Here is a 17,218-nt window from a genome sequence, read left to right as displayed (position 1 = left end):
GCGTTGTGTCCCTGTCACGGCTCCTGATCGACGGCCGCCTCGGTACAGCCGCGCGGCGCTATGAACTGACGGATCCGACATCCAGCGCTGGCGCAGGTGATCGCCCGTCGATGCCGGTTTCGTCAGCCAGAGTTGGAACTTTCGGCCTCCCGAGGCTGAAGGCTCCTTCAGGCCAGTGGGCGGGCGTACTCGAGCGAGGGCGCCGCCCGCCCGCTGTTCCACCAACGACCAGAACGCCAGCGAGGAGATGCCGATGTCCGCCGTCACGCAGTTGAAGGAGCAGCTACATCACCTGTCGATGGAGTCCAAGCAGGCAGCTGGAGGTCTGGGCGGATTCCAGAATCGGTTCGGTCAGAGCAGTGCCCAGGTACAGGCGTTGATTGCCGGGTCAGCAACTGGCGTGGACCGGCAGATCAGCGAAGTGCTGGACGCGGCTGGGCGGGCCGTCAGCCAGGCAATCGAGGCGTTGGAGATCGCCTCGGCCGGCTGCGCGAGCTACGCCAACCAGATCTAGGTCGAATGCCCTCCGACCTGCAACGCGTCGCGCAGGCGCTGGTCGAATGCCTCGACCAGATCCCAACCATGGTGGCCTCCCTGCAGCGACTAGCGGCACGTTGCCGAGAGAATGCGTCGCGGGTTGCCGACTCGACGAGCAACCCAGCGGCGCGGATGGCTGCGCTGCAACTCGATGCCGCCGCACGGGCCTGCGAGGAGGCAGCGCACTTTGCCGCGATGGCACCTTCGGCGGCCGGGGCGTGGGCCGAGCAGATGATCAGCGGACTTCACACAGCCGACCGGCGCCCGGCAGGTCAGAGAGGCACAGCCAGCGGCAACAGCAACGGTCCCGATGATGCGGCGTCGAAGCTTCTGGACAAGTTGCCTACCCGACGGCCGGACGACGAGACTCGAGGCTTCCGAGTCGTCGGCGACCCGGACACACCTGAGTTGGTCAGCGGGCACGACGAGTACCAACAGAAAGCGAGGGACTTCATTTTCAATCGCGGGCTGGGCCCCAAGCCGTACCACCGCCTGGCGATTGAGTCCCACGTCGAGGTGAAGTTTGCCATGACGATGCGCGAACGGGGCCTGATCGACGAGACCATCGTCATCAACAACATCCCCTGCGACATCCCCTACGGCTGCAAGCGTTACCTCAGAGACTTACTCCCGCCGGGCGCGAGGTTGACCGTCGTAGCGCCCGGCTTCCGTCACACATTCATCGGACGAGAGGATCAGTGATGACCAACACGATCGGAGTCACCTTCGACGGTGGTCTCCCACTACCGGGGCAGAAGCTCCTGCCCACCGGTCATGATCTGCTGGTGATCGCCACCCCTGATGATCTCGACCAGTTCGTCGCGGGATTGATCGAGGACTACGGCAGCCACGCCGCCTACGCCCGACTGCTCGACACGCCGGTGGACGAAGACACCGGCCTCCCGCCCCAGAGCCTGATGTTCGCCGTGAACCGAAACGGCAAGGTTGGCAGCCTCAAGTACTACGACGAAGACACCATCTGGTACGCCGCGGGCGACGCCGCCGACGATGAGGTCAGCTACACGATCTTCGGCAACCCCGTCCCCTGGCCCCCCGACTCGGAGATCCCGCTCGATCACGTGAAGGCCGCGGTCAACCACTTCCGCGAGCACGCCAGAGACCGCTGGCACGGCGTCAAGTGGACCGCCTGGCCCGAAGAGGTGCCGATCTGACCGGCCTAGTTGCCTGCGACAACCATCCGCCGAGCGTGCGGATGGCTCGACGATCCACCCGCGCAAGAACGCCGCCGAAGCCAACCTCATACTTCCCGCCTAGGTCATGTCTTGCGCACTGCGCCGGTGAAGCCGGCGATGAAGAGCGTGGCGAGTGCCCAGGCGAGGACCTGCAATACCCAGCCGGTCACGGTAAGTACGTCGCCCGCTGAGGAGTTGGAAGCCGCGCAGGTGTCTCGGGCGGCGGTCTTGATTAGCGGCAGACCGATATCGATCCCGATACCGACGCGCTCGACTGCGCTGCATGGGGTGTTTGGCGACATCGAGCGCGCCGTGTGCTGCAGTCCGTTGTGATGGCCACCGATGACCGCCTGCAGGCTCCTACGGATCAGAAATTCGTGCCCTGCGCGTGCCCTAATGAGAACGCAGTAGTGGGCTCTGGCGGTCACTCACGGGGATGAACCAGCCGAGCCCAGGCTCGGGCTCGGGCGTGATCCGCCGGTCCTTATGGATCTCGTCGACCTTCTCGCGTTGGTCGTCGACTTAGTCAGATACAGCTCCTTCCGGTGACAGGGTCGCCCCCACACCCGGGACAGCCCGGTGCCACCGAGGCCAGGCTCGAGCTAGCCATGGGCAACTGCCGCGCCCCGATACACCTGTCGTCGCGGCAGCGGACGAGTGACGGAGGAGCGAGGTAGCTGGGGGGTGGGGAGCCGGCGACGGAGGAACCTGCGTGGGCGGAGTACTCCCGGGTGGTGAGTAGGCCCCGTCGGACTCGAACCGACAACCCGCGGATTCGCCCCAGAAACGCCACCATCATGCCCGTTGGTTCCCGACATGCCTCCTGACCTGCACGTATGCCCGATCAGGCTTGCGGCCCGCCCCCGACAACTCCCATCGCTTCCCGTCCAAAGCCATGGGATATCCCATGGGCCTCCGAGCCTCCGGGCGTTCGAGCCGTCGACGGAGACGACGGCTCGAACCGCAGCGCGTGCGCTAGTCGAACTGCCTGCCGAGGACCTCCGTCGTGGACGTGCCGTCGTGCGAGACATGCGGGTGACGCCGGAGGAATGCTTCCATAGAAGGCGACCAAGGCTCCTCGATCTCAAATCCGGGATATCGAGCCTGCCAGCCGTCCCAGGATGCACCGAGGAGACCTTCCCCGCGCTCGTACGGATGGATCCAAACGAAGCTGAGTGTCGCGACCGACCTCCAACGCTCTTTGCCCTGGTGGTCGACACGGATGGACTCGAAGTCGAACACCGCGGCTCCGAGGGCGCGAAGGTTGGTCCCCTCGTCCGCTACCCCAACCACGCTTCCCGTGAGTCGTCGCTCTCGACCGGGTACTGATTGAAGTCAAACCTGAACTCATGCCTGAAGTAGCCGGCCAGCGCGTGGACTGCACGCCGAAGCGAGATCTGACTCTCGTCGTTGACGAGGTATGCGTCCCCAATCCGCAGGTCCCGGCCAAGCTCGGATCTGGCCACCCCGTTCTGCCGTCGCCCGTTCATGATGCGGCGTTTGTTGGATTCGATCACCCCAATGTCAAGCCGGGGCAGCAGAATGTCGTACTTACTGGACTGGCGTCGCAAAGCGGTCCTCTTCTAGGTCGGAAGCAGATCTTCTCTCACGTCGCCCGCGGCTCCAACCATCGTCGGTTCCGCGTAAACGGGGTGGTCGCAGACCTCTGGGACAACGAGACCCTTGAGACGAGCGGGAGTTGCTGGCTTCACCTTGATAGCTGCTCGTGGTCGATTCGTATCCTCCGGGGGATTCCCCAATCGCTGGGCCTGTGTATATTCTGCTTCAGATCTAACATCTGAAGATAAGGTCATCGATGTGCGTAAGCTGACTCTGATCCAGACCCGTGGTCTATTGGGAGAGTTCAATCACCGCATCCCTTTCCCTGCCGACTGGACGTTCGTAATCATGTACGGCCAAAATGGGGTTGGGAAGACCAGGCTCCTTGAATCGGTCAGGTCGCTGATTACACTCCAATTATATCGACTCTGGTCGGCACCCTTTGCCTCCTTGTCGCTGCAGTTCGATGACGGCTCGCGGCTATCTGTATTCAGGGGCGACCATAATGAGCAAACTCTGTGGTCGGAGAGCTATTCCGATAATCCATCTGTCGAGGAGCCAGCGGACTTAACATTTTCACTCACTCTAGAAGGTCAGATGGTCAGTACCTGCACGATCCCCTTCGATAAGGAGGGGGAGGTCCGTTTTGCGTCCTGGCTGGACCGGCACACCACCTGGTATCAAGTAGGTGATGACCTTTGGGAGGATACGTCTGATGGTGAAGTCGTCTCCTATGGATCACTTAGAAATAGATATCAGGCGATAGCTCAGGGGACGGCTCGGCGAAATGAAATAGAAGAAGTGAGCGACGATATTCGGCGGTTCTGCGACGAGTTGAAATGTCACTTAATTGAAACCCAGCGACTTCTCACCAGAAGCAAGTATCAGCAACCAAGCCCTAGTCGATCGGTGAGCTCAAGGCCGTCTACTACGTCGACGGTAACAGAATACTCGCAGGACTTGGAGGTTCGCCTCAATCAAGCCTTGGCAACGAACTCGCGTATTACGCAACAGCTTGATAGATCATTTCCTAGGCGCATCCTAATTCAGCCAAGTGTGCCAGGTATTGACGAGAGCGAGATCCGAGCCCGATATGTTGCGCAGAATGATCGGCGAACTAGGCTTGCGGCCCTAGGTCTTATCGAAGCTCAGGCTGACTTTCCATTGCCTGATCAGGAGATCGAGGGCTGGCAGCAGGGAGTCTTGCGCACCTATCTCGACGATACTGATAAGAAATTGGCAAGCTTCGATGATGTTCTGAACAAGATTACTCTGCTTGAGGAAATTGTAAACAGCAGATTTCTCCGAAAGAAGATCTCCGTAAATGCCCAATCTGGGTTAACGATTCGATCCGAGAGATCTGGACGGACCCTGTCTCCGCAGGCGCTCTCGTCAGGTGAGCAGCATGAGTTGATTCTGATTTACGACCTGCTTTTTAATGTCCCTCCAGGCTCGATTGTAATGATCGACGAGCCGGAAATTTCGCTGCATGTTGTGTGGCAGCAAAGATTCTTGCAAGACCTAACGAAGGTTGCGAAGGTGGCGTCGTTGCGATTTGTGATCGCGACCCATTCGCCTCAGATCATTCATAAGTCTTGGAATCAGACTGTTGAACTAGATGCTGAGTTGGAACAATCATGATGCAACACTTGACGGGCGTAGATCTATTCAATGCGGTTATGATGCATCATAAAGTCGATCAACGCTTGGTACTGCTGGTCGAGTGTTCCGAGGATTGCGGAGTTGTTGACCCGCATCTCAATGAGACTGACCTTCAGTCGTACCCCGGATACGGAAAGAAGTCTGTGGTCGAGGCTGCAGGTTTGTTGGATGCAAATGGAGTCACGTCGATCGCGCCTATCGTAGACGCCGACTTCGACCGGTTCACTGGCGCTGATAAGACATATACTGCGAACGTTATTCTGACAGAGTTCTACGACATTGACGCAGATGTTATGTTTCATTGTCCTGACATGATAAAGAGTGTTACCTACAACTTCTCTAGCCATGCGGACTATTCTGCGTATTCAACTACCTGGAGTATTTCCGCCGCAGACCTAGTAACGCGCCTGTCGTTGTCGGTCGGGGTTTTGCGGTACCTGTCCGTGACGCACAGTGTCGGACTGTTCCTTCGCAACTTTCCAATGCATAGGGCATTAGACGGATTCGAGGCTGGATCGTTGCATTCGTTTGTACTCGCGATGGGTGTGATGAGGTCATCGGCCGGCGTTACCCCACCGACAGTCGCCGATATGGAGGCGACGCTTGCGCCGTGGAGTGATAGACGTCTTCTCTGCAGCGGGCATGATCTTGTCGGAGCGCTTGGTGCGTTAATACGCGGAAGGTGGGGAGGTGCGAACGTCGGCAATGAGGTGTTGGCGGGAGCGCTCAGGGCCGCCGTCTCTTGTGCGTGCTGGAGTAGGACGGTGGTATTTGCTGCTGTCCGAGATTGGGCGCAGACCTTTGGCGTGGTTGCGTGGACCTGCGCGTAGATGATCAGGCAGTCGGACTACTGGGGTCCATGTCGCCTGGCGACATTGGGAAGATCGGGGATGTTCGTATTCAGCCTGATCGGGCGTGGCTGTAGATCGGGCTAGAACGCAGGGGATCTAGCGTGGAGGGAAGGGTTCGCCTCCAAGGGTGTAGTCGATCAGTTTGGTCGGGCAGTTGGTTGCTAGGCGTAGTTCGGCCGGCCTTTCGAAGAGGGCGCCGGACATGCGTACGGGATCGGTGCGCGTTGTGAGGTACTGGAACCCGCGGTCTAAGTAGTACTTGTGGAGACCGGTGTTGTCGCGCCAGCAGTCGAGGCGGAGCCAGAGTCCGCCCGCCATCTCGGTTCGGTAGCAGGACCAGTCCAGGAGGACGTCGCCCAGGCCGGCACCTCGGTGGTCGGATCGGATGATGAACTTGTAGAGGTAGAGGGCAGGTGCCCGCATCTCTTCCTCGGTCCAGAAAGTGGGGTCGCCTGCGTCGAGGGACAAGCTGCCGATGATCTCGTTGTCCTCGGTCTCGACTACAAAGGTGCTACCGGCGCCGATCCAGCCCTTGACGACTCGTGCGCCGTAGTCGCTCCTTGTCCACTGCTCGATGCCTGCGGACCTGAGCCAGTCCTCCGCATGCCGTCGAAGCCCGACCACGGCGTCTACGTCTTCCTCACCGGCCGCGCGTACGTGGTAGGTCGTCACTGGGCATCTCCGTTGGTTGGCAGGCGCCGTTCCGGGACGGGAAGGTCGTACGTGATGACCTGGCGGTCACCGGCCCAGATGTGGATTAGGACGCGGACGCGTCGGCCGGCTTCATCGATCCCGATTCGTGCGTGCTGGCCGACTGCTGTTCCGGGGGACAGGGACATCAGGTCGGCCTCTTCGGCCGTTGGCATCCGAACTTCGATGTTGTCGATGAACCGAACCTGCCGAAAGCCCAGGGCGTAGTAGATGCCGCCCGGCAAGGTGGTGTCGCCCGGGTTCATCAGAGGGGCTCTGCCGTCGATGAGCTTGTAGGCGATATCCGGCGGGGTCCACGTGTCCGCGATCATCGCCACCCGCTCCGGAATGCCTTCCCCGGGTTTGCTGACCAGCCGGAGGCGGCGACGGCGTACGGCTGGTGTGCCGGGTGCATCGAGCTGGAGGAAGTCGGCGACTTGCTCGGGGGCGGGCAGCTCGGTCACGTCGACCACGATTTGTCGACCGGTCCAGCCTGCTGCCTCGACTCCGGCTAGCCACTGGTCTTTGCCGTTGGCCGGGTCGTCGGTATAGGCGCCGAGCTCGAACTTGGACATATCGAACGAGATACGCATGCGCTGACTGACGACGCGCCCGCGGCTGCCGCCGAGATCTTCGATCAATCCCTCATGCTCCAGACGGCTCACTGCCGCGCGGACAGTGTTGCGGGATAGGCCGGTCTGCGCCATCAGCTCGCGCTCCGATGGCAGCCGATCACCCGCCTTCAGTTCCTGTCGTTCGAGGCGGCTGCGGAGGTCCTCGTAGAGGCTCTCCCATCGCGTCGCGCTGTTCACCGGTGCTCTCCTGTCTCTCTCCCCGTTGGACGGTACCAAGCAAAGTTGGTTGGCACCAAGGGCTTGTGTTCGGTGACTTTCTGTGGTTTGGTTCCATCCAAGAGAGTTTGGTACCGACCAAGCTGACATGGATCAGACCAAGCCTTGACTGGGGAGTGACTACAGATGCAAACAGTTCCATTCGTGATCGCGATGGCCGGGTTCGTGTTCCTAGGCGTGAAGTGGGGCGGCTGGAACCTTGGCATCGTCGTGTTCTCGGTCGTGTTCGGCCTGTTCCTGGCTTCCACCCCGCTCGGTGTGGAAGCGGTCCAGCAGATCACCACCTGGGGCAACGAGCTGTTTCCGAAGCTCCAGGAGTGGTCGGCATGACCGCGCTGACCGCCTGGCGCCTCGACCGGTTCTGCCGTGTCTGGCAGGACGCTGACGGGGCCTGGAAGTGGCGCTGCCGCCTGTGCGACCCGGACCCGGCGCCGTTCTCGGGCCGGACCTGGTCCCAGCCGTTGGCAAGTGCTGACGCCGACGAGCACATGCGCACCTGGCACACCAATGACCCCATTCACAGCATCGACTTTCGGAGGGCCGCGTAATGCCTGAACTTCTGCCGAACCTGGACGGATTTCTGTGGGACGACGTCCTGGACTCGCTGTACACCCAGGCGCACGAGTTCTGGGAGCAGGACAAGCCGGAGGTTGCCGACGCGATCGCCGAGTTGGCCGACGCGCTGGCCGCTCACCCGCCGATCGCTCGCCTTCGGAGCGAGGCGTAATGGACGCCGCTGCTGCCGTCGAGCTTGCTGGCACCGCATCGGAAGCGATCCGGGCACTGAATCACGCCACCCAACTCCGTGATGTCCCAGCCCCGGTGGCCTACGAGTTGTTGGCCGGAATGGCTGAGATCGGCTACCGCATGGACCAGTTGGCCGGTCAGATCGGAGTCGGGCTGCTGCGGTCACCGGACCTGTACGACGTGTACGACACGAACCGCGACCCGAAAGCCAGTCAGGTGCTGGCCGAGGCAGCACTGATCGACGGCGCCCGCCACGTCTACATGGCCGCCGAGCGGTTCGCCGAGGCTCAGGCCGCGATCAGCGGGCAGGGCAACAACGGTCGCCTCACCGAGGGGAAGAACTGATGACCATCGAAACCGCGTCCGGCGTCACCTTCGCTGCTGTCTTCGCTGCCCTGTGGGTTGCACACAACCTCGGTGATCAGTGGATTCAGACCCACCATCAGGCGATGCACAAGGGCAAGCGGAGTCGCGTTGGCTCGCTCGCTTGCCTACGGCACGTCGTCACCTACACCGTCACCACGGCAGCATTCACCGCAATCATCTGGGTGCTGCCGCTTGGCCTGGAAATCAGTGCCGGCGGGTTCCTAGTGGGCCAGATCGTCAGCGCAGTAACGCACTACTGGGCTGACCGCAGATTCACCCTCGCATCGCTGATCCGGATCGTCGGGAAGCGTGAGTACGCCGCGCTGGGTGTCCCGCGTGAGCGACACAACGACAACCCGTGCGTCGGTACCGGCGCCTTCCACCTTGATCAGTCATTCCATGTTCTGTGCCTGTTCGTCGCCGCGCTGCTGACCGCGCTCATCTAGATCGAGAAAGGGGAGTGAGTTCGATGACTGACACCTTGCATACCGACACGACGGTCACGGGGCCGAGCGTGTGGGAACGGCGGACGTTGCTGGCGGCAACCGTCGCTGTGGTGACGGGAGTGGCGGGTATTGCTGCCGCGATCTCGTACGGCCACATGCACGACTGGGCTTTGGCGAACGGCGAGCCGTCCTGGCGGGCATTGCTGTTCCCGCTCTCGGTCGACGGGCTACTCATCGCGGCGTCTGCGGTGCTGCTGGCCGACTCCCGTTCGGGGCGGAAAGCCGACTGGCTGGCCTGGGCGCTCGTGGTGGTCGGGTCGCTGGTCTCTGTGACCGCGAACGTTGCCCACGATTGGGTTGCCCGAGCTGCTGAGATCGCTATCGCCGGGTGGCCGCCGCTGGCGCTGGTTGGTTCCTACGAGCTGCTGATGCGGCTGCTCCGCCGCCTGCGTCTTCCTGTCGATGTCGACACCGAAGCGGAGGCGATTGAGACCCTGCCGGACTCGGCCGGCGCCGAGCTGACCGAGCCTCGCCCCATGACACCTGCACCGCGGAAGAAGATGCCGGCCAAGACACGGGCGACGACGGGCAAGTCCCGTCCGAGTCGGGAGCCGGAGGCGCGGGAGTGGTGGGAGCGGGAGCGTGCTGAGGGCCGGGAGCCGTCCGGTGCGGCGGTTGCCCGGTCGGTGGGAGTCGACGGAAGTCTCGGGCGCCGGTGGCTCCGGGACTGGCAGGCCGCTACCAGTCCGGCAGAGGCGACCAGCGAGAGCAACAGCGAAGTTTCCGTGATCGGTGAGACGACCGGGAGGGCTGCCTGATGGCTAGTTGGATGGACAAGCGACGGGACCGCGACAACAACGGCAAGATCCCGGTAGACCTGAATGACGCGCTCTCCGGGACCGCGAGCGGGACTGAAGATCAGGACGGGGGAGAGGTGTTGCTGTTCCGGTCCCGGGACGACGACGCGCGGTCAGTCGGGACTGAGTCCGAAACCGGACCGAAGGTGTTCCAGGTCCCGTTGACCGGGAGCGAGAGTGAGGCGGTTGACGGCGAGCTCGTAGACGACGACGCTCCGGTTGTCCCGGTGAACATGCCGGGCGAGATCGCCGACTACGTCGCGCCCTGGCAGCGCGAGGCGCAACGACGCGCGGTGGTCCCGGTGTGGCTCCGCGACAAGGATGAGGCGAAGACCGCCGCCCGGTGGGCTGCGTCGTACGCAGGACATCACGCCGCGTTCCACGCAATGCGCCTGCCCCTGTACGGCGGGACTCTCTTGGCCCGCTCGCCGCGCGGTGCTGGCCGTGTGATTGCTGCGACCGCACGGTGGTTGACCGATGCCGAGGCGGCGCCGCTGCGGCAGGAAGCCGTGAGGGTCGCGGATGCTACGGAGTACATGCGGCTGGCCCGGCTCCGCTCGGAGCGGCAGCGGACCCGGCTTGCGTTGTTCGCGACCGGGACTCTGACCGCTGCCGGGACGGGACTGGCGTTGATGATGGCGGGACCGGGCTGGTTGCCGGGACTGACGATGGCGGGAGTATTGGCGTTGCTGGGCAAGATCGGTGCACCTGCTGACCGACCGCTGACGGGACGTGCTGTGGTCACACGCAAGGTCCCGAAGTTGACCGACGACATGGTGGTCCGCGCTCTGGCTGCGCTGGGTATTGCCGAGATCAACAAGGCCATCGCCAAGGGCGGAAATGGGATCTCGTTCCCGGCGCCTATCACCCGCGACGGTCCCGGCTTCCGGGCCGACGTTGATCTGCCGTACGGCGTGACCGCCGTCGACATCATCGAACGACGGGACCGGGTCGCGTCGGGACTTCGCCGCCCGCTCGGATGCGTGTGGCCGGAACCGGCTCACGATCAGCACGCGGGACGGCTCGTGCTCTGGGTCGGGGACCGGGACATGTCGCAGGCTAAGCCTGCACCGTGGCCGCTGGCCAAGAAGGGCACGGCTGACATCTTCAAGCCGATCCCGTTCGGGACCGATCAGCGTGGCCGTCCCGCGACCGTGACGCTTATGTACGACAACGTCCTCATCGGCGCCATGCCTGGGGCTGGCAAGACGTTCGCTCTGCGCGGTCCGCTACTGGCCGCCGCGCTTGACCCGCTGGTCCGGCTGTGGCTGTACGAGTTGAAGGGGACCGGTGACCTTGGGCCATTGGAGCCGGTGTGCGAGCGGTACTCGTCCGGCGCCGACGATGAGTCGGCCGAGGCTGCGCTGATTGGCCTGCGGGCACTGCGGGATGAGGTCCGCAAGCGGGCGGACATCATCAAGCGGCTGCCGCGGGATGTGTGCCCGGAGAACAAAGTCACGGCCGAACTCGCCAAGCGGAACAAGGGTTTGCGACCGATCGTGATGGCGATCGATGAGTGTCAGAACCTGTTCACGCATCCCGATCACGGCGCCGAAGCGGCAGACCTGGCTACCGCGATCATCAAGCTTGGCCGCGCCCTCGGCGTGATCCTGCTGCTTGCCACACAGCGCCCAGATGCCAAGTCGCTCCCGACCGGCGTCAGCGCGAACGTGGGCATCCGGTTCTGTCTGCGAGTCACCGGGCAGCTTGAAAACGACATGGTTCTCGGGACATCTGCCTACCGCAACGGCGTGCGTGCCACAACGCTCACGCCGAAGGACAAGGGCATCGGGTACCTCTCCGGTGCGTCCGACGACCCGCAGGTCGTTCGCACGTACTACGTGGACGGCCCGGCTGCTGAAGCGATCGTGACTCGCGCCCGCGCCTTGCGGGACGCGGCAGGAACCCTTACAGGGCACGCGATCGGCGAACAGGTGGCCGACGACAACACCCGTGCTTCCTCGGTGCTGGCCGACGTGGCCGCCGTGCTTGTGGGCGGAGAGGACAAGGTCTGGTCCGAAACCCTCGTGGCCCGACTCGCTGGCCTGCGGCCGGATCAGTACAAGGGCTGGGAGCCCGCCCAGCTCGCCGGGGCGCTCGCGCCGTACGGAGTCAAGACGGTTCAGGTGTGGGGCAAGGACGAAGACACCGGCGTCGGCGCCAACCGGCGTGGCATCACCCGCAACGACCTTGACCGCGCCATCGCCAAGCACCAGCCGCGCCCGGTCGACTCGCCCCGGCCGGCCACCTCGAACGACTCGATCGGCAGCGAAGCAGAAGAGACCGACCGCTAGCACCGAGGGCCGCTAGACCTAGCACCCGCGCTAGCGGCAAAAACACCCTCTGACCTGCGAACAAGCGTTCTAGCACCCGCCAGAACGCCAGACCCCGCCATGCCTCAAGGAGCCATCCATGACCCCCCTCATCGCCGCTAGCGCTAGCAGCACATTCAGCCTGGTCGTTGTCGCCGGATTGCTGGTCGCCGGCTACTTCCTCGCCTGTGCCGCCTACCCCTTCGGCAAGTGCCGCAAGTGCGACGGCCTCGGTCGCCATCACTCGCCCGGTCGGGCCCACTGGCGCGACTGCAAGCGCTGTGGAGGATCTGGCGCCCGCGTCCGGATCGGTCGCCGCGCCTACATGCGGCTCCGTGGCCGCGAACGGGCCGGGCGATAAGGCCGGCCACCGCACTCAGGCAGATCCGCCGCTTGACCCGAGATTCCTTTCCGCGAACGGAGCAGGGCCATGCCAGACAACCCGAAGACCAGCCGTCGACTGCAACGCAAGGCGGCTCTAGCTGAGTACCGCGAGGCACTCAAGGAGTTTCGCCGCTTCGACGCCAACAACGAGACCGGCGCCTACCGCCAGGCCGCTGAACGTCTTGACACGGCCGAACGTCGGCTGAACCGGCTGAGCCTCTTCTAGCCCCGACAGCGCGCCGCTAGCCGGTAGCCGAGCCCGTTCGAGTCGGGCGCGCGCACCCACCGGACCTACCCAATCCCGCGAAGGAGACCGACGTGAACGACCTGCTGAACGCCGCACACACAGCCGCCGAACGTGGCTGGCACGTGTTCCCGCTCATCCCTGACGACAAGCGCCCGGCTGTGGAGGACTGGGAGAACCGCGCCACCCTCGACCCGGCCCGGATCGACAAGTGCTGGTCCGCCGGACCGTACGGCGTCGGCATCGCCTGCGGACCGTCTCGGCTAGTGGTGGTCGACCTGGACCAGCCCAAGCCCCGTCAGACCCCGCCTGAGGCATGGCAGCGACCGGGGATCACCTGCGGCGCCGACGTGCTGGCCGACCGCGCCGAATCGGCCGGGCAGGCCTATCCCTGGAACACACACACCGTGGTCACCGGGCGAGGTGGCGAGCATCTGTACTTCAGTGCCCCGACAGGAACCGAGCTGCGTAACACACAGGCTCGACTGGGCTGGCTGATCGACACCCGCGCGGCCGGTGGGTACGTCGTCGGTGCCGGTTCTCTCGCCGCTGGACGCCGCTACCGCACTGCCCACAGCATCAGCCCATCTCCGTTGCCGCAGTGGCTCACAGACGCTCTCAAGCCCGCACCGATGGCCCAAGCCGCGCCCATCCAGCTCGACGCCGCGCGGCGGTCGACCTACCTGACGGCTGCACTGCGTGCCGAATGCGACCACGTCGTCAACGCGCCTGCCGGACAACACAACATCGCCCTGTTCATCGCCGCACAGAACCTCGGGCGCCTGGTCGCCGGCGGCGCTCTGGCCGAAGCCGATGTGTACGCCGCACTGCTCACCGCGGAACACCAGCTAGCCGCCACCTGCTCAGCGAACCCGCCTCACACGGAAAGGCAAGCCCACAAGACCATCGCGTCCGGCCTGCGGGCCGGAGCCAAGCGACCAAGGACGGTAGCCGCCTGATGCTCACCACACGACGCCAAGTCGCCCAGGGACACGCGCCCCGGTTGCACGGAAGGAGCCACGAGGTATGAGTACCGCCGAGGTGCCGAACCTTCAGCTACTCACGACGGTCGCCGACGACGGTCCTCAGGATCAGACCGGCCGACTCTGGGATGTTCCAGTTCCGTTGAACGGTCCGGTCATCGCGCCGCCGCCGTTTCCGGTCGATGTGTTCCCCGGTTGGCTGGCCGACATGGTGACTGGGGTTGCTCAGTTCACCCAGACCGATCCCGCGATGGCCGGCACTTTGGCCGTCGCTGTGCTGTCGGCCTGTGCCGGTGGCCGCCTCGAGGTAGAACCCGTGGCTGGGTGGCGCGAACCGGTCAATGTATTCGCCGCCGTCATCGCTGGTCCCGGCGAACGGAAGAGCCCCGTACATCGAGCGATGACGCGGCCGCTGTTCGCTGCTCAGTCCACGTTGGGGGAGGCGATGCGTCCGCGGATCGCCGAAGCGGCTGCCTTGAAGGACATCGCCGAGCGTCAAGCCGAGCAAGCCAAGACCGCAGCCGCCAAGACCTCCGACCCGGATCAGCGGGTGGACGCCTCCGACGCTGCTGTTGCCGCCGCACTCGCAGCCGAAGCGGTCACTGTGCCGAACCTTCCCCGGCTGATCGTGGACGATGCGACCCCGGAAGCGCTCATCGGATTGATGGCCGCCAACGGTGGGCGAATGGCGATCATCAGCGATGAAGGCGGCATCTTCGATACCGTGGCCGGCCGCTACTCCGGTGCCCCGAATCTCGACCCCTATCTCAAGGGCCATGCCGGTCAGCCCATGTCGAACGAACGCCAGACCAGAGAAGGTGTCTCGGTCGACAAGCCAGCTCTGACGGTTTGCGTCATGGCTCAACCGTCCGTACTGCGGAAGTTCGGGGGCAATGCCGAGCTGGCGGGGCGTGGTCTGCCTGCCCGGTTCCTGTTCGCGCTGCCTCGCTCCCTGGCCGGATATCGCGGTGTTGAGATGGCGCCGATCCCTGAGGCAGTTGCTTCCGCCTACGCGGCCAACATTCACGATCTGGCCGTGACGCTGGCCGAGTGGGAAGACCCCGCCGTCGTCGTCTTCACTCCCGAAGCCACCCGAGTTCGCTTGGAAGCCGCCACCGCGGTTGAGGCTCAGCTACGGCCGAGCGGAGATCTCTACGAATTCAGGGAGTGGGGCAACAAACTGACGGGCGCCACCCTGCGCCTGGCCGGGCTGTTGCACGTTGCTCACCATCCCTCCGAAGCATGGCGCCGGCCGATCGCCGCCGATCAGATGGCTAGCGCTGTGAGGCTCGCGGAATTCTTCGTGGCGCACTACCGCGTTGCCCTGACCGCCATCTCCAGTGACAGCGCGATCGAGACCGCCCGCTACGTCTTGGACGTGCTCACCACCAAGAACATGACCGTCTTCACCAAGCGCGAGTTGCACAGGCGCGTCTCTCGGCAGCTTCCCAAGGCCGAACAGGTCGGCGCCGTTCTGGACGAGCTGACCGCACTCGGATGGGTGCGCCGAACGCCGGACGCTCGCTACGAGATCCACCCCCGCGCGGCCGAAGCCTCCGGGAGCGTTGACGCGTTGACAGCCGACATCGTGAGCGACGTTTCCGCAGGTCGTAGTCCTATCCAAAGCGTCAACAGGGCCCGTTGACGTCCGCTGACAGGCGTTGACACCCAGCGCTGCTGTCAACGGCTGTCAGCGCCTGTCAACGGAACCCGTTGACGGCACCGACCCTGCCCTGACCTGCGGGAACTTCACCGCACGCGCCGCATTGTCAACGTGTCAACGCCTTCCGGGCCCTGAGCCACGACGAACACCCAACGTCTGCGCTGATCAATCGAGAAAGGCCACATGATGTCGACGAACACCGAGCCCCGCTGGAGCGTGGCTGACGTTGCTCGATACCTCGGTATCCCAGTGAAGACGCTCTACAACTGGCGGACTGCCGGCTATGGCCCGCAAGGCGTCCGCCTGGGCAAGCACATCAAGTACGACCCGCAAGACGTCGCCGCATGGTTCGACGCTCAGAAGATCGCTTCCTGACGGCAGAGGGGACCTGCAGAAATGGCGAGAAAGCCGCTTGAGCTGGGCACGTGGGGCAAGATCCGCACCTACGTCACTCACACCAACGAGAAGGGCAAGGCCGATGGCTATCGTGCAGCGACGTACTTCCGCGACTTCGACGGCCGGACCCGTCAGGTAGAGGCCAACGGGCGAAGCGCGACCGCCGCTGAAAGCAACCTGAAAACCAAGCTTCTAGAACGAACCAGTGCCGGCCGCGGTAGCAAGCTCAAGGGGTCGGACAAGTTCGCTCTCGCGGCGGACCTCTGGCTCAAGAAGTTCCGGCAGATGGTGAAGGAAGGCCGGCGGTCGGCCGGGAGCCTGGACACCTACAGGTGTCACCTGGACCGGACTGTGCTTCCCGCTCTTGGGGAGCTCCGCCTAGGAGAAATGACGACACCCCTTGTGGACAAGGTGGTAGGCGCGATCCGGGATGAGGTCGGGCAGTCTACCGCTCGGAGTTGCCGGAGCATCATCTCCGGTGTCCTCGGGCTAGCAGTTCGTTACGGCGCGTTGGTCTCCAACCCCGTCCGAGATGTCGAGCGAATCGAGGGCTTGCCGAAGAAGAAGCCGCGGTCGCTGACCGAGGCGGAACGGGAAGCCTGGTTCACGCACATTCGCGAAGACGAAGACGCCGTACGTGCTGATCTGCCAGACCTGACGATGTTTCTACTCGCCACCGGCGTCCGGATCGGGGAGTCGCTGGGCTTGCTGTGGTCGCAGGTCGACCTGTACAGCGGGGAAGTCGAGATCACGCACCAGATCATCCGTGCGACCGGTCAAGGGCTGATCCGTACGGGCACGAAGTCCAGTGCAGGCGAGCGGGTGCTGATGGCGCCGTCCTGGTGCGTCTCAATGCTGCGCAACAGAGCGGCGCCGGCGATACGGATGGACGGACCGGTGTTCGCCGATTCGGCCGGCGGATTCCGTGACCCCTCCAACGTCAGTCGCGATCTCCGGATGGCCCGTTCGCCGGTCGGCGGTCAGGTGCGCCAGAACCTCGGCACTCATCTCCGAGACGCGCGGCGGCAGGCGGGGTTTACTCAGAAGGAGACTTCGCGACGGCTGGGCTGGGCTGATTCTCGGATCTCGCTGATTGAGCGAGCCCGGCTGAAGCTCAGCCGTGAAGATGCCGTCGCCCTGCTGGACCTTTACCGCCAACGTGGGGCGGAGCGTGCGGCAGCCCTGGCCATGGTCGACGCGGCGGCCGAGCCGAGCGAGGCAGACGCGTTCTCGTGGCTGACGTCGCATGTGTTCCGCAAGACCACGGCAACGATGTTGGACGACGCCGGCCAAAGTGCCCGCCAAATCGCGGACCAGCTCGGCCACGCGCGACCGTCGATGACCCAGGACGTCTATATGGGGCGGAAGGCAAAGAACCCGAGCGCTGCGAGTGCGTTGGAAGCCGTCTTCAAGACTACCGAGTAGGTCAGCAATCCGGCGGTCGTAGCTCAAAACGCGCAGCAACGAAGTCGGCAC

21 protein-coding genes are annotated in these 17,218 nt (G+C 63.9%); 18 read left to right on the top strand and 3 right to left on the bottom strand.

The features are described 5' to 3' along the window. The first annotated feature begins 253 nt into the window (after window positions 1-253). From A3ES_RS0116110 to A3ES_RS0116100, 3 genes are read left to right on the top strand one after another with little or no spacing between them, the layout of a single operon-like run. Window positions 254-514, top strand: coding sequence for a hypothetical protein (locus A3ES_RS0116110; RefSeq protein ID WP_020387869.1), 261 nt, complete (start codon window positions 254-256; stop codon window positions 512-514). Between the two features lie 5 nt (window positions 515-519). After that, entirely contained in the window at window positions 520-1,239 is a 720-nt protein-coding gene (locus A3ES_RS0116105; protein WP_020387868.1) for a DddA-like double-stranded DNA deaminase toxin, read from the top strand. Next, on the top strand, window positions 1,239-1,709 hold the full coding sequence (locus A3ES_RS0116100) for an Imm1 family immunity protein (protein ID WP_020387867.1): 471 nt from the start codon (window positions 1,239-1,241) through the stop codon (window positions 1,707-1,709). The genes A3ES_RS0116105 and A3ES_RS0116100 overlap by 1 nt, the downstream gene beginning before the upstream one ends. 104 nt (window positions 1,710-1,813) lie before the next feature. Here A3ES_RS0116100 and A3ES_RS0116095 read toward each other — a convergent pair whose 3' ends face one another. Continuing rightward, window positions 1,814-2,032 carry a hypothetical protein gene (locus A3ES_RS0116095; RefSeq protein ID WP_020387866.1) on the bottom strand — a complete coding sequence of 73 codons (219 nt, stop codon included), beginning with the start codon at window positions 2,030-2,032 and terminating at the stop codon, window positions 1,814-1,816. A gap of 1,516 nt (window positions 2,033-3,548) precedes the next feature. On the opposite strand from A3ES_RS0116095, the gene A3ES_RS52600 reads away from it, so the two are divergent. Further along, entirely contained in the window at window positions 3,549-4,931 is a 1,383-nt protein-coding gene (locus A3ES_RS52600; RefSeq protein ID WP_083933488.1) for an AAA family ATPase, read from the top strand. Window positions 4,932-4,939: 8 nt separating this feature from the next. Next, window positions 4,940-5,782, top strand: a complete 843-nt coding sequence (locus tag A3ES_RS54045) for a hypothetical protein (RefSeq protein WP_157630546.1) — start codon at window positions 4,940-4,942, stop codon at window positions 5,780-5,782. Window positions 5,783-5,899: 117 nt separating this feature from the next. On the opposite strand, the gene A3ES_RS47360 is transcribed toward A3ES_RS54045, so the two are convergent. Both A3ES_RS47360 and A3ES_RS51275 read right to left on the bottom strand, forming a co-directional pair. Then, complete coding sequence (locus tag A3ES_RS47360; protein WP_020387862.1) at window positions 5,900-6,475, bottom strand: GNAT family N-acetyltransferase; 576 nt, start codon at window positions 6,473-6,475, stop codon at window positions 5,900-5,902. After that, window positions 6,472-7,305: a GntR family transcriptional regulator gene (locus A3ES_RS51275; protein ID WP_020387861.1), complete on the bottom strand. Its 834-nt coding sequence runs from the start codon at window positions 7,303-7,305 to the stop codon at window positions 6,472-6,474. The genes A3ES_RS47360 and A3ES_RS51275 overlap by 4 nt, the downstream gene beginning before the upstream one ends. A gap of 165 nt (window positions 7,306-7,470) precedes the next feature. Here A3ES_RS51275 and A3ES_RS0116065 point away from each other — a divergent pair, with 165 nt between their 5' ends. From A3ES_RS0116065 to A3ES_RS47340, 13 genes are all read left to right on the top strand, one after another. After that, window positions 7,471-7,674, top strand: a complete 204-nt coding sequence (locus A3ES_RS0116065) for a hypothetical protein (protein WP_020387860.1) — start codon at window positions 7,471-7,473, stop codon at window positions 7,672-7,674. Beyond that, entirely contained in the window at window positions 7,671-7,892 is a 222-nt protein-coding gene (locus A3ES_RS0116060; RefSeq protein WP_020387859.1) for a hypothetical protein, read from the top strand. The genes A3ES_RS0116065 and A3ES_RS0116060 overlap by 4 nt, the downstream gene beginning before the upstream one ends. Beyond that, complete coding sequence (locus A3ES_RS0116055; protein WP_020387858.1) at window positions 7,892-8,071, top strand: hypothetical protein; 180 nt, start codon at window positions 7,892-7,894, stop codon at window positions 8,069-8,071. Before A3ES_RS0116060 ends, A3ES_RS0116055 begins: the two co-directional genes overlap by 1 nt. Beyond that, entirely contained in the window at window positions 8,071-8,436 is a 366-nt protein-coding gene (locus A3ES_RS0116050; protein ID WP_020387857.1) for a hypothetical protein, read from the top strand. Before A3ES_RS0116055 ends, A3ES_RS0116050 begins: the two co-directional genes overlap by 1 nt. Next, a complete protein-coding gene (locus A3ES_RS0116045) occupies window positions 8,436-8,903 on the top strand; it encodes a DUF3307 domain-containing protein (RefSeq protein WP_020387856.1) in 468 nt (155 codons plus the stop codon). The genes A3ES_RS0116050 and A3ES_RS0116045 overlap by 1 nt, the downstream gene beginning before the upstream one ends. A gap of 23 nt (window positions 8,904-8,926) precedes the next feature. Beyond that, entirely contained in the window at window positions 8,927-9,721 is a 795-nt protein-coding gene (locus A3ES_RS51270) for a DUF2637 domain-containing protein (protein ID WP_020387855.1), read from the top strand. An 11-nt stretch (window positions 9,722-9,732) separates the two neighbouring features. Then, on the top strand, window positions 9,733-12,054 hold the full coding sequence (locus A3ES_RS47345; protein WP_020387854.1) for an FtsK/SpoIIIE domain-containing protein: 2,322 nt from the start codon (window positions 9,733-9,735) through the stop codon (window positions 12,052-12,054). A gap of 118 nt (window positions 12,055-12,172) precedes the next feature. Next, the gene (locus A3ES_RS0116030) at window positions 12,173-12,433 is read left to right on the top strand and encodes a hypothetical protein (protein ID WP_020387853.1); all 261 of its coding nucleotides are present in this window, start codon (window positions 12,173-12,175) and stop codon (window positions 12,431-12,433) included. A 69-nt stretch (window positions 12,434-12,502) separates the two neighbouring features. Further along, a complete protein-coding gene (locus A3ES_RS0116025; protein ID WP_020387852.1) occupies window positions 12,503-12,682 on the top strand; it encodes a hypothetical protein in 180 nt (59 codons plus the stop codon). A 92-nt stretch (window positions 12,683-12,774) separates the two neighbouring features. Beyond that, on the top strand, window positions 12,775-13,659 hold the full coding sequence (locus A3ES_RS0116020) for a bifunctional DNA primase/polymerase (protein ID WP_020387851.1): 885 nt from the start codon (window positions 12,775-12,777) through the stop codon (window positions 13,657-13,659). 67 nt (window positions 13,660-13,726) lie between these two features. Next, window positions 13,727-15,328 (top strand): DUF3987 domain-containing protein, encoded by a 1,602-nt coding sequence (locus tag A3ES_RS0116015; protein WP_020387850.1) that lies wholly within the window; start codon window positions 13,727-13,729, stop codon window positions 15,326-15,328. A gap of 201 nt (window positions 15,329-15,529) precedes the next feature. After that, window positions 15,530-15,721 (top strand): helix-turn-helix transcriptional regulator, encoded by a 192-nt coding sequence (locus A3ES_RS0116010; protein ID WP_020387849.1) that lies wholly within the window; start codon window positions 15,530-15,532, stop codon window positions 15,719-15,721. Between the two features lie 21 nt (window positions 15,722-15,742). Continuing rightward, window positions 15,743-17,167 (top strand): helix-turn-helix domain-containing protein, encoded by a 1,425-nt coding sequence (locus tag A3ES_RS47340; protein ID WP_020387848.1) that lies wholly within the window; start codon window positions 15,743-15,745, stop codon window positions 17,165-17,167. Window positions 17,168-17,218: the final 51 nt, after the last annotated feature.

It is taken from the genome of Kribbella catacumbae DSM 19601 (assembly GCF_000372465.1).
GTDB lineage: Bacteria > Actinomycetota > Actinomycetes > Propionibacteriales > Kribbellaceae > Kribbella > Kribbella catacumbae.
Note: the sequence above shows the minus strand (reverse complement) of the source record. Positions and strands in the feature narration are given on the sequence as shown.

Excerpts from the sequence above, each read along its gene's own strand:
- A3ES_RS0116025 (WP_020387852.1), top strand. The coding sequence starts at position 12,503 with ATGCCAGACAACCCGAAGACCAGCCGTCGACTGCAACGCAAGGCGGCT.
- A3ES_RS0116105 (WP_020387868.1), top strand. The coding sequence starts at position 520 with ATGCCCTCCGACCTGCAACGCGTCGCGCAGGCGCTGGTCGAATGCCTC.
- A3ES_RS47345 (WP_020387854.1), top strand. The coding sequence starts at position 9,733 with ATGGACAAGCGACGGGACCGCGACAACAACGGCAAGATCCCGGTAGAC.
- A3ES_RS0116050 (WP_020387857.1), top strand. The coding sequence starts at position 8,071 with ATGGACGCCGCTGCTGCCGTCGAGCTTGCTGGCACCGCATCGGAAGCG.
- A3ES_RS0116010 (WP_020387849.1), top strand. The coding sequence starts at position 15,530 with ATGATGTCGACGAACACCGAGCCCCGCTGGAGCGTGGCTGACGTTGCT.
- A3ES_RS0116110 (WP_020387869.1), top strand. The coding sequence starts at position 254 with ATGTCCGCCGTCACGCAGTTGAAGGAGCAGCTACATCACCTGTCGATG.
- A3ES_RS0116100 (WP_020387867.1), top strand. The coding sequence starts at position 1,239 with ATGACCAACACGATCGGAGTCACCTTCGACGGTGGTCTCCCACTACCG.
- A3ES_RS0116030 (WP_020387853.1), top strand. The coding sequence starts at position 12,173 with ATGACCCCCCTCATCGCCGCTAGCGCTAGCAGCACATTCAGCCTGGTC.
- A3ES_RS0116015 (WP_020387850.1), top strand. The coding sequence starts at position 13,727 with ATGAGTACCGCCGAGGTGCCGAACCTTCAGCTACTCACGACGGTCGCC.
- A3ES_RS47340 (WP_020387848.1), top strand. The coding sequence starts at position 15,743 with ATGGCGAGAAAGCCGCTTGAGCTGGGCACGTGGGGCAAGATCCGCACC.
- A3ES_RS0116065 (WP_020387860.1), top strand. The coding sequence starts at position 7,471 with ATGCAAACAGTTCCATTCGTGATCGCGATGGCCGGGTTCGTGTTCCTA.
- A3ES_RS0116045 (WP_020387856.1), top strand. The coding sequence starts at position 8,436 with ATGACCATCGAAACCGCGTCCGGCGTCACCTTCGCTGCTGTCTTCGCT.
- A3ES_RS0116060 (WP_020387859.1), top strand. The coding sequence starts at position 7,671 with ATGACCGCGCTGACCGCCTGGCGCCTCGACCGGTTCTGCCGTGTCTGG.
- A3ES_RS51270 (WP_020387855.1), top strand. The coding sequence starts at position 8,927 with ATGACTGACACCTTGCATACCGACACGACGGTCACGGGGCCGAGCGTG.
- A3ES_RS0116055 (WP_020387858.1), top strand. The coding sequence starts at position 7,892 with ATGCCTGAACTTCTGCCGAACCTGGACGGATTTCTGTGGGACGACGTC.
- A3ES_RS0116095 (WP_020387866.1), bottom strand. The coding sequence starts at position 2,032 with ATGTCGCCAAACACCCCATGCAGCGCAGTCGAGCGCGTCGGTATCGGG.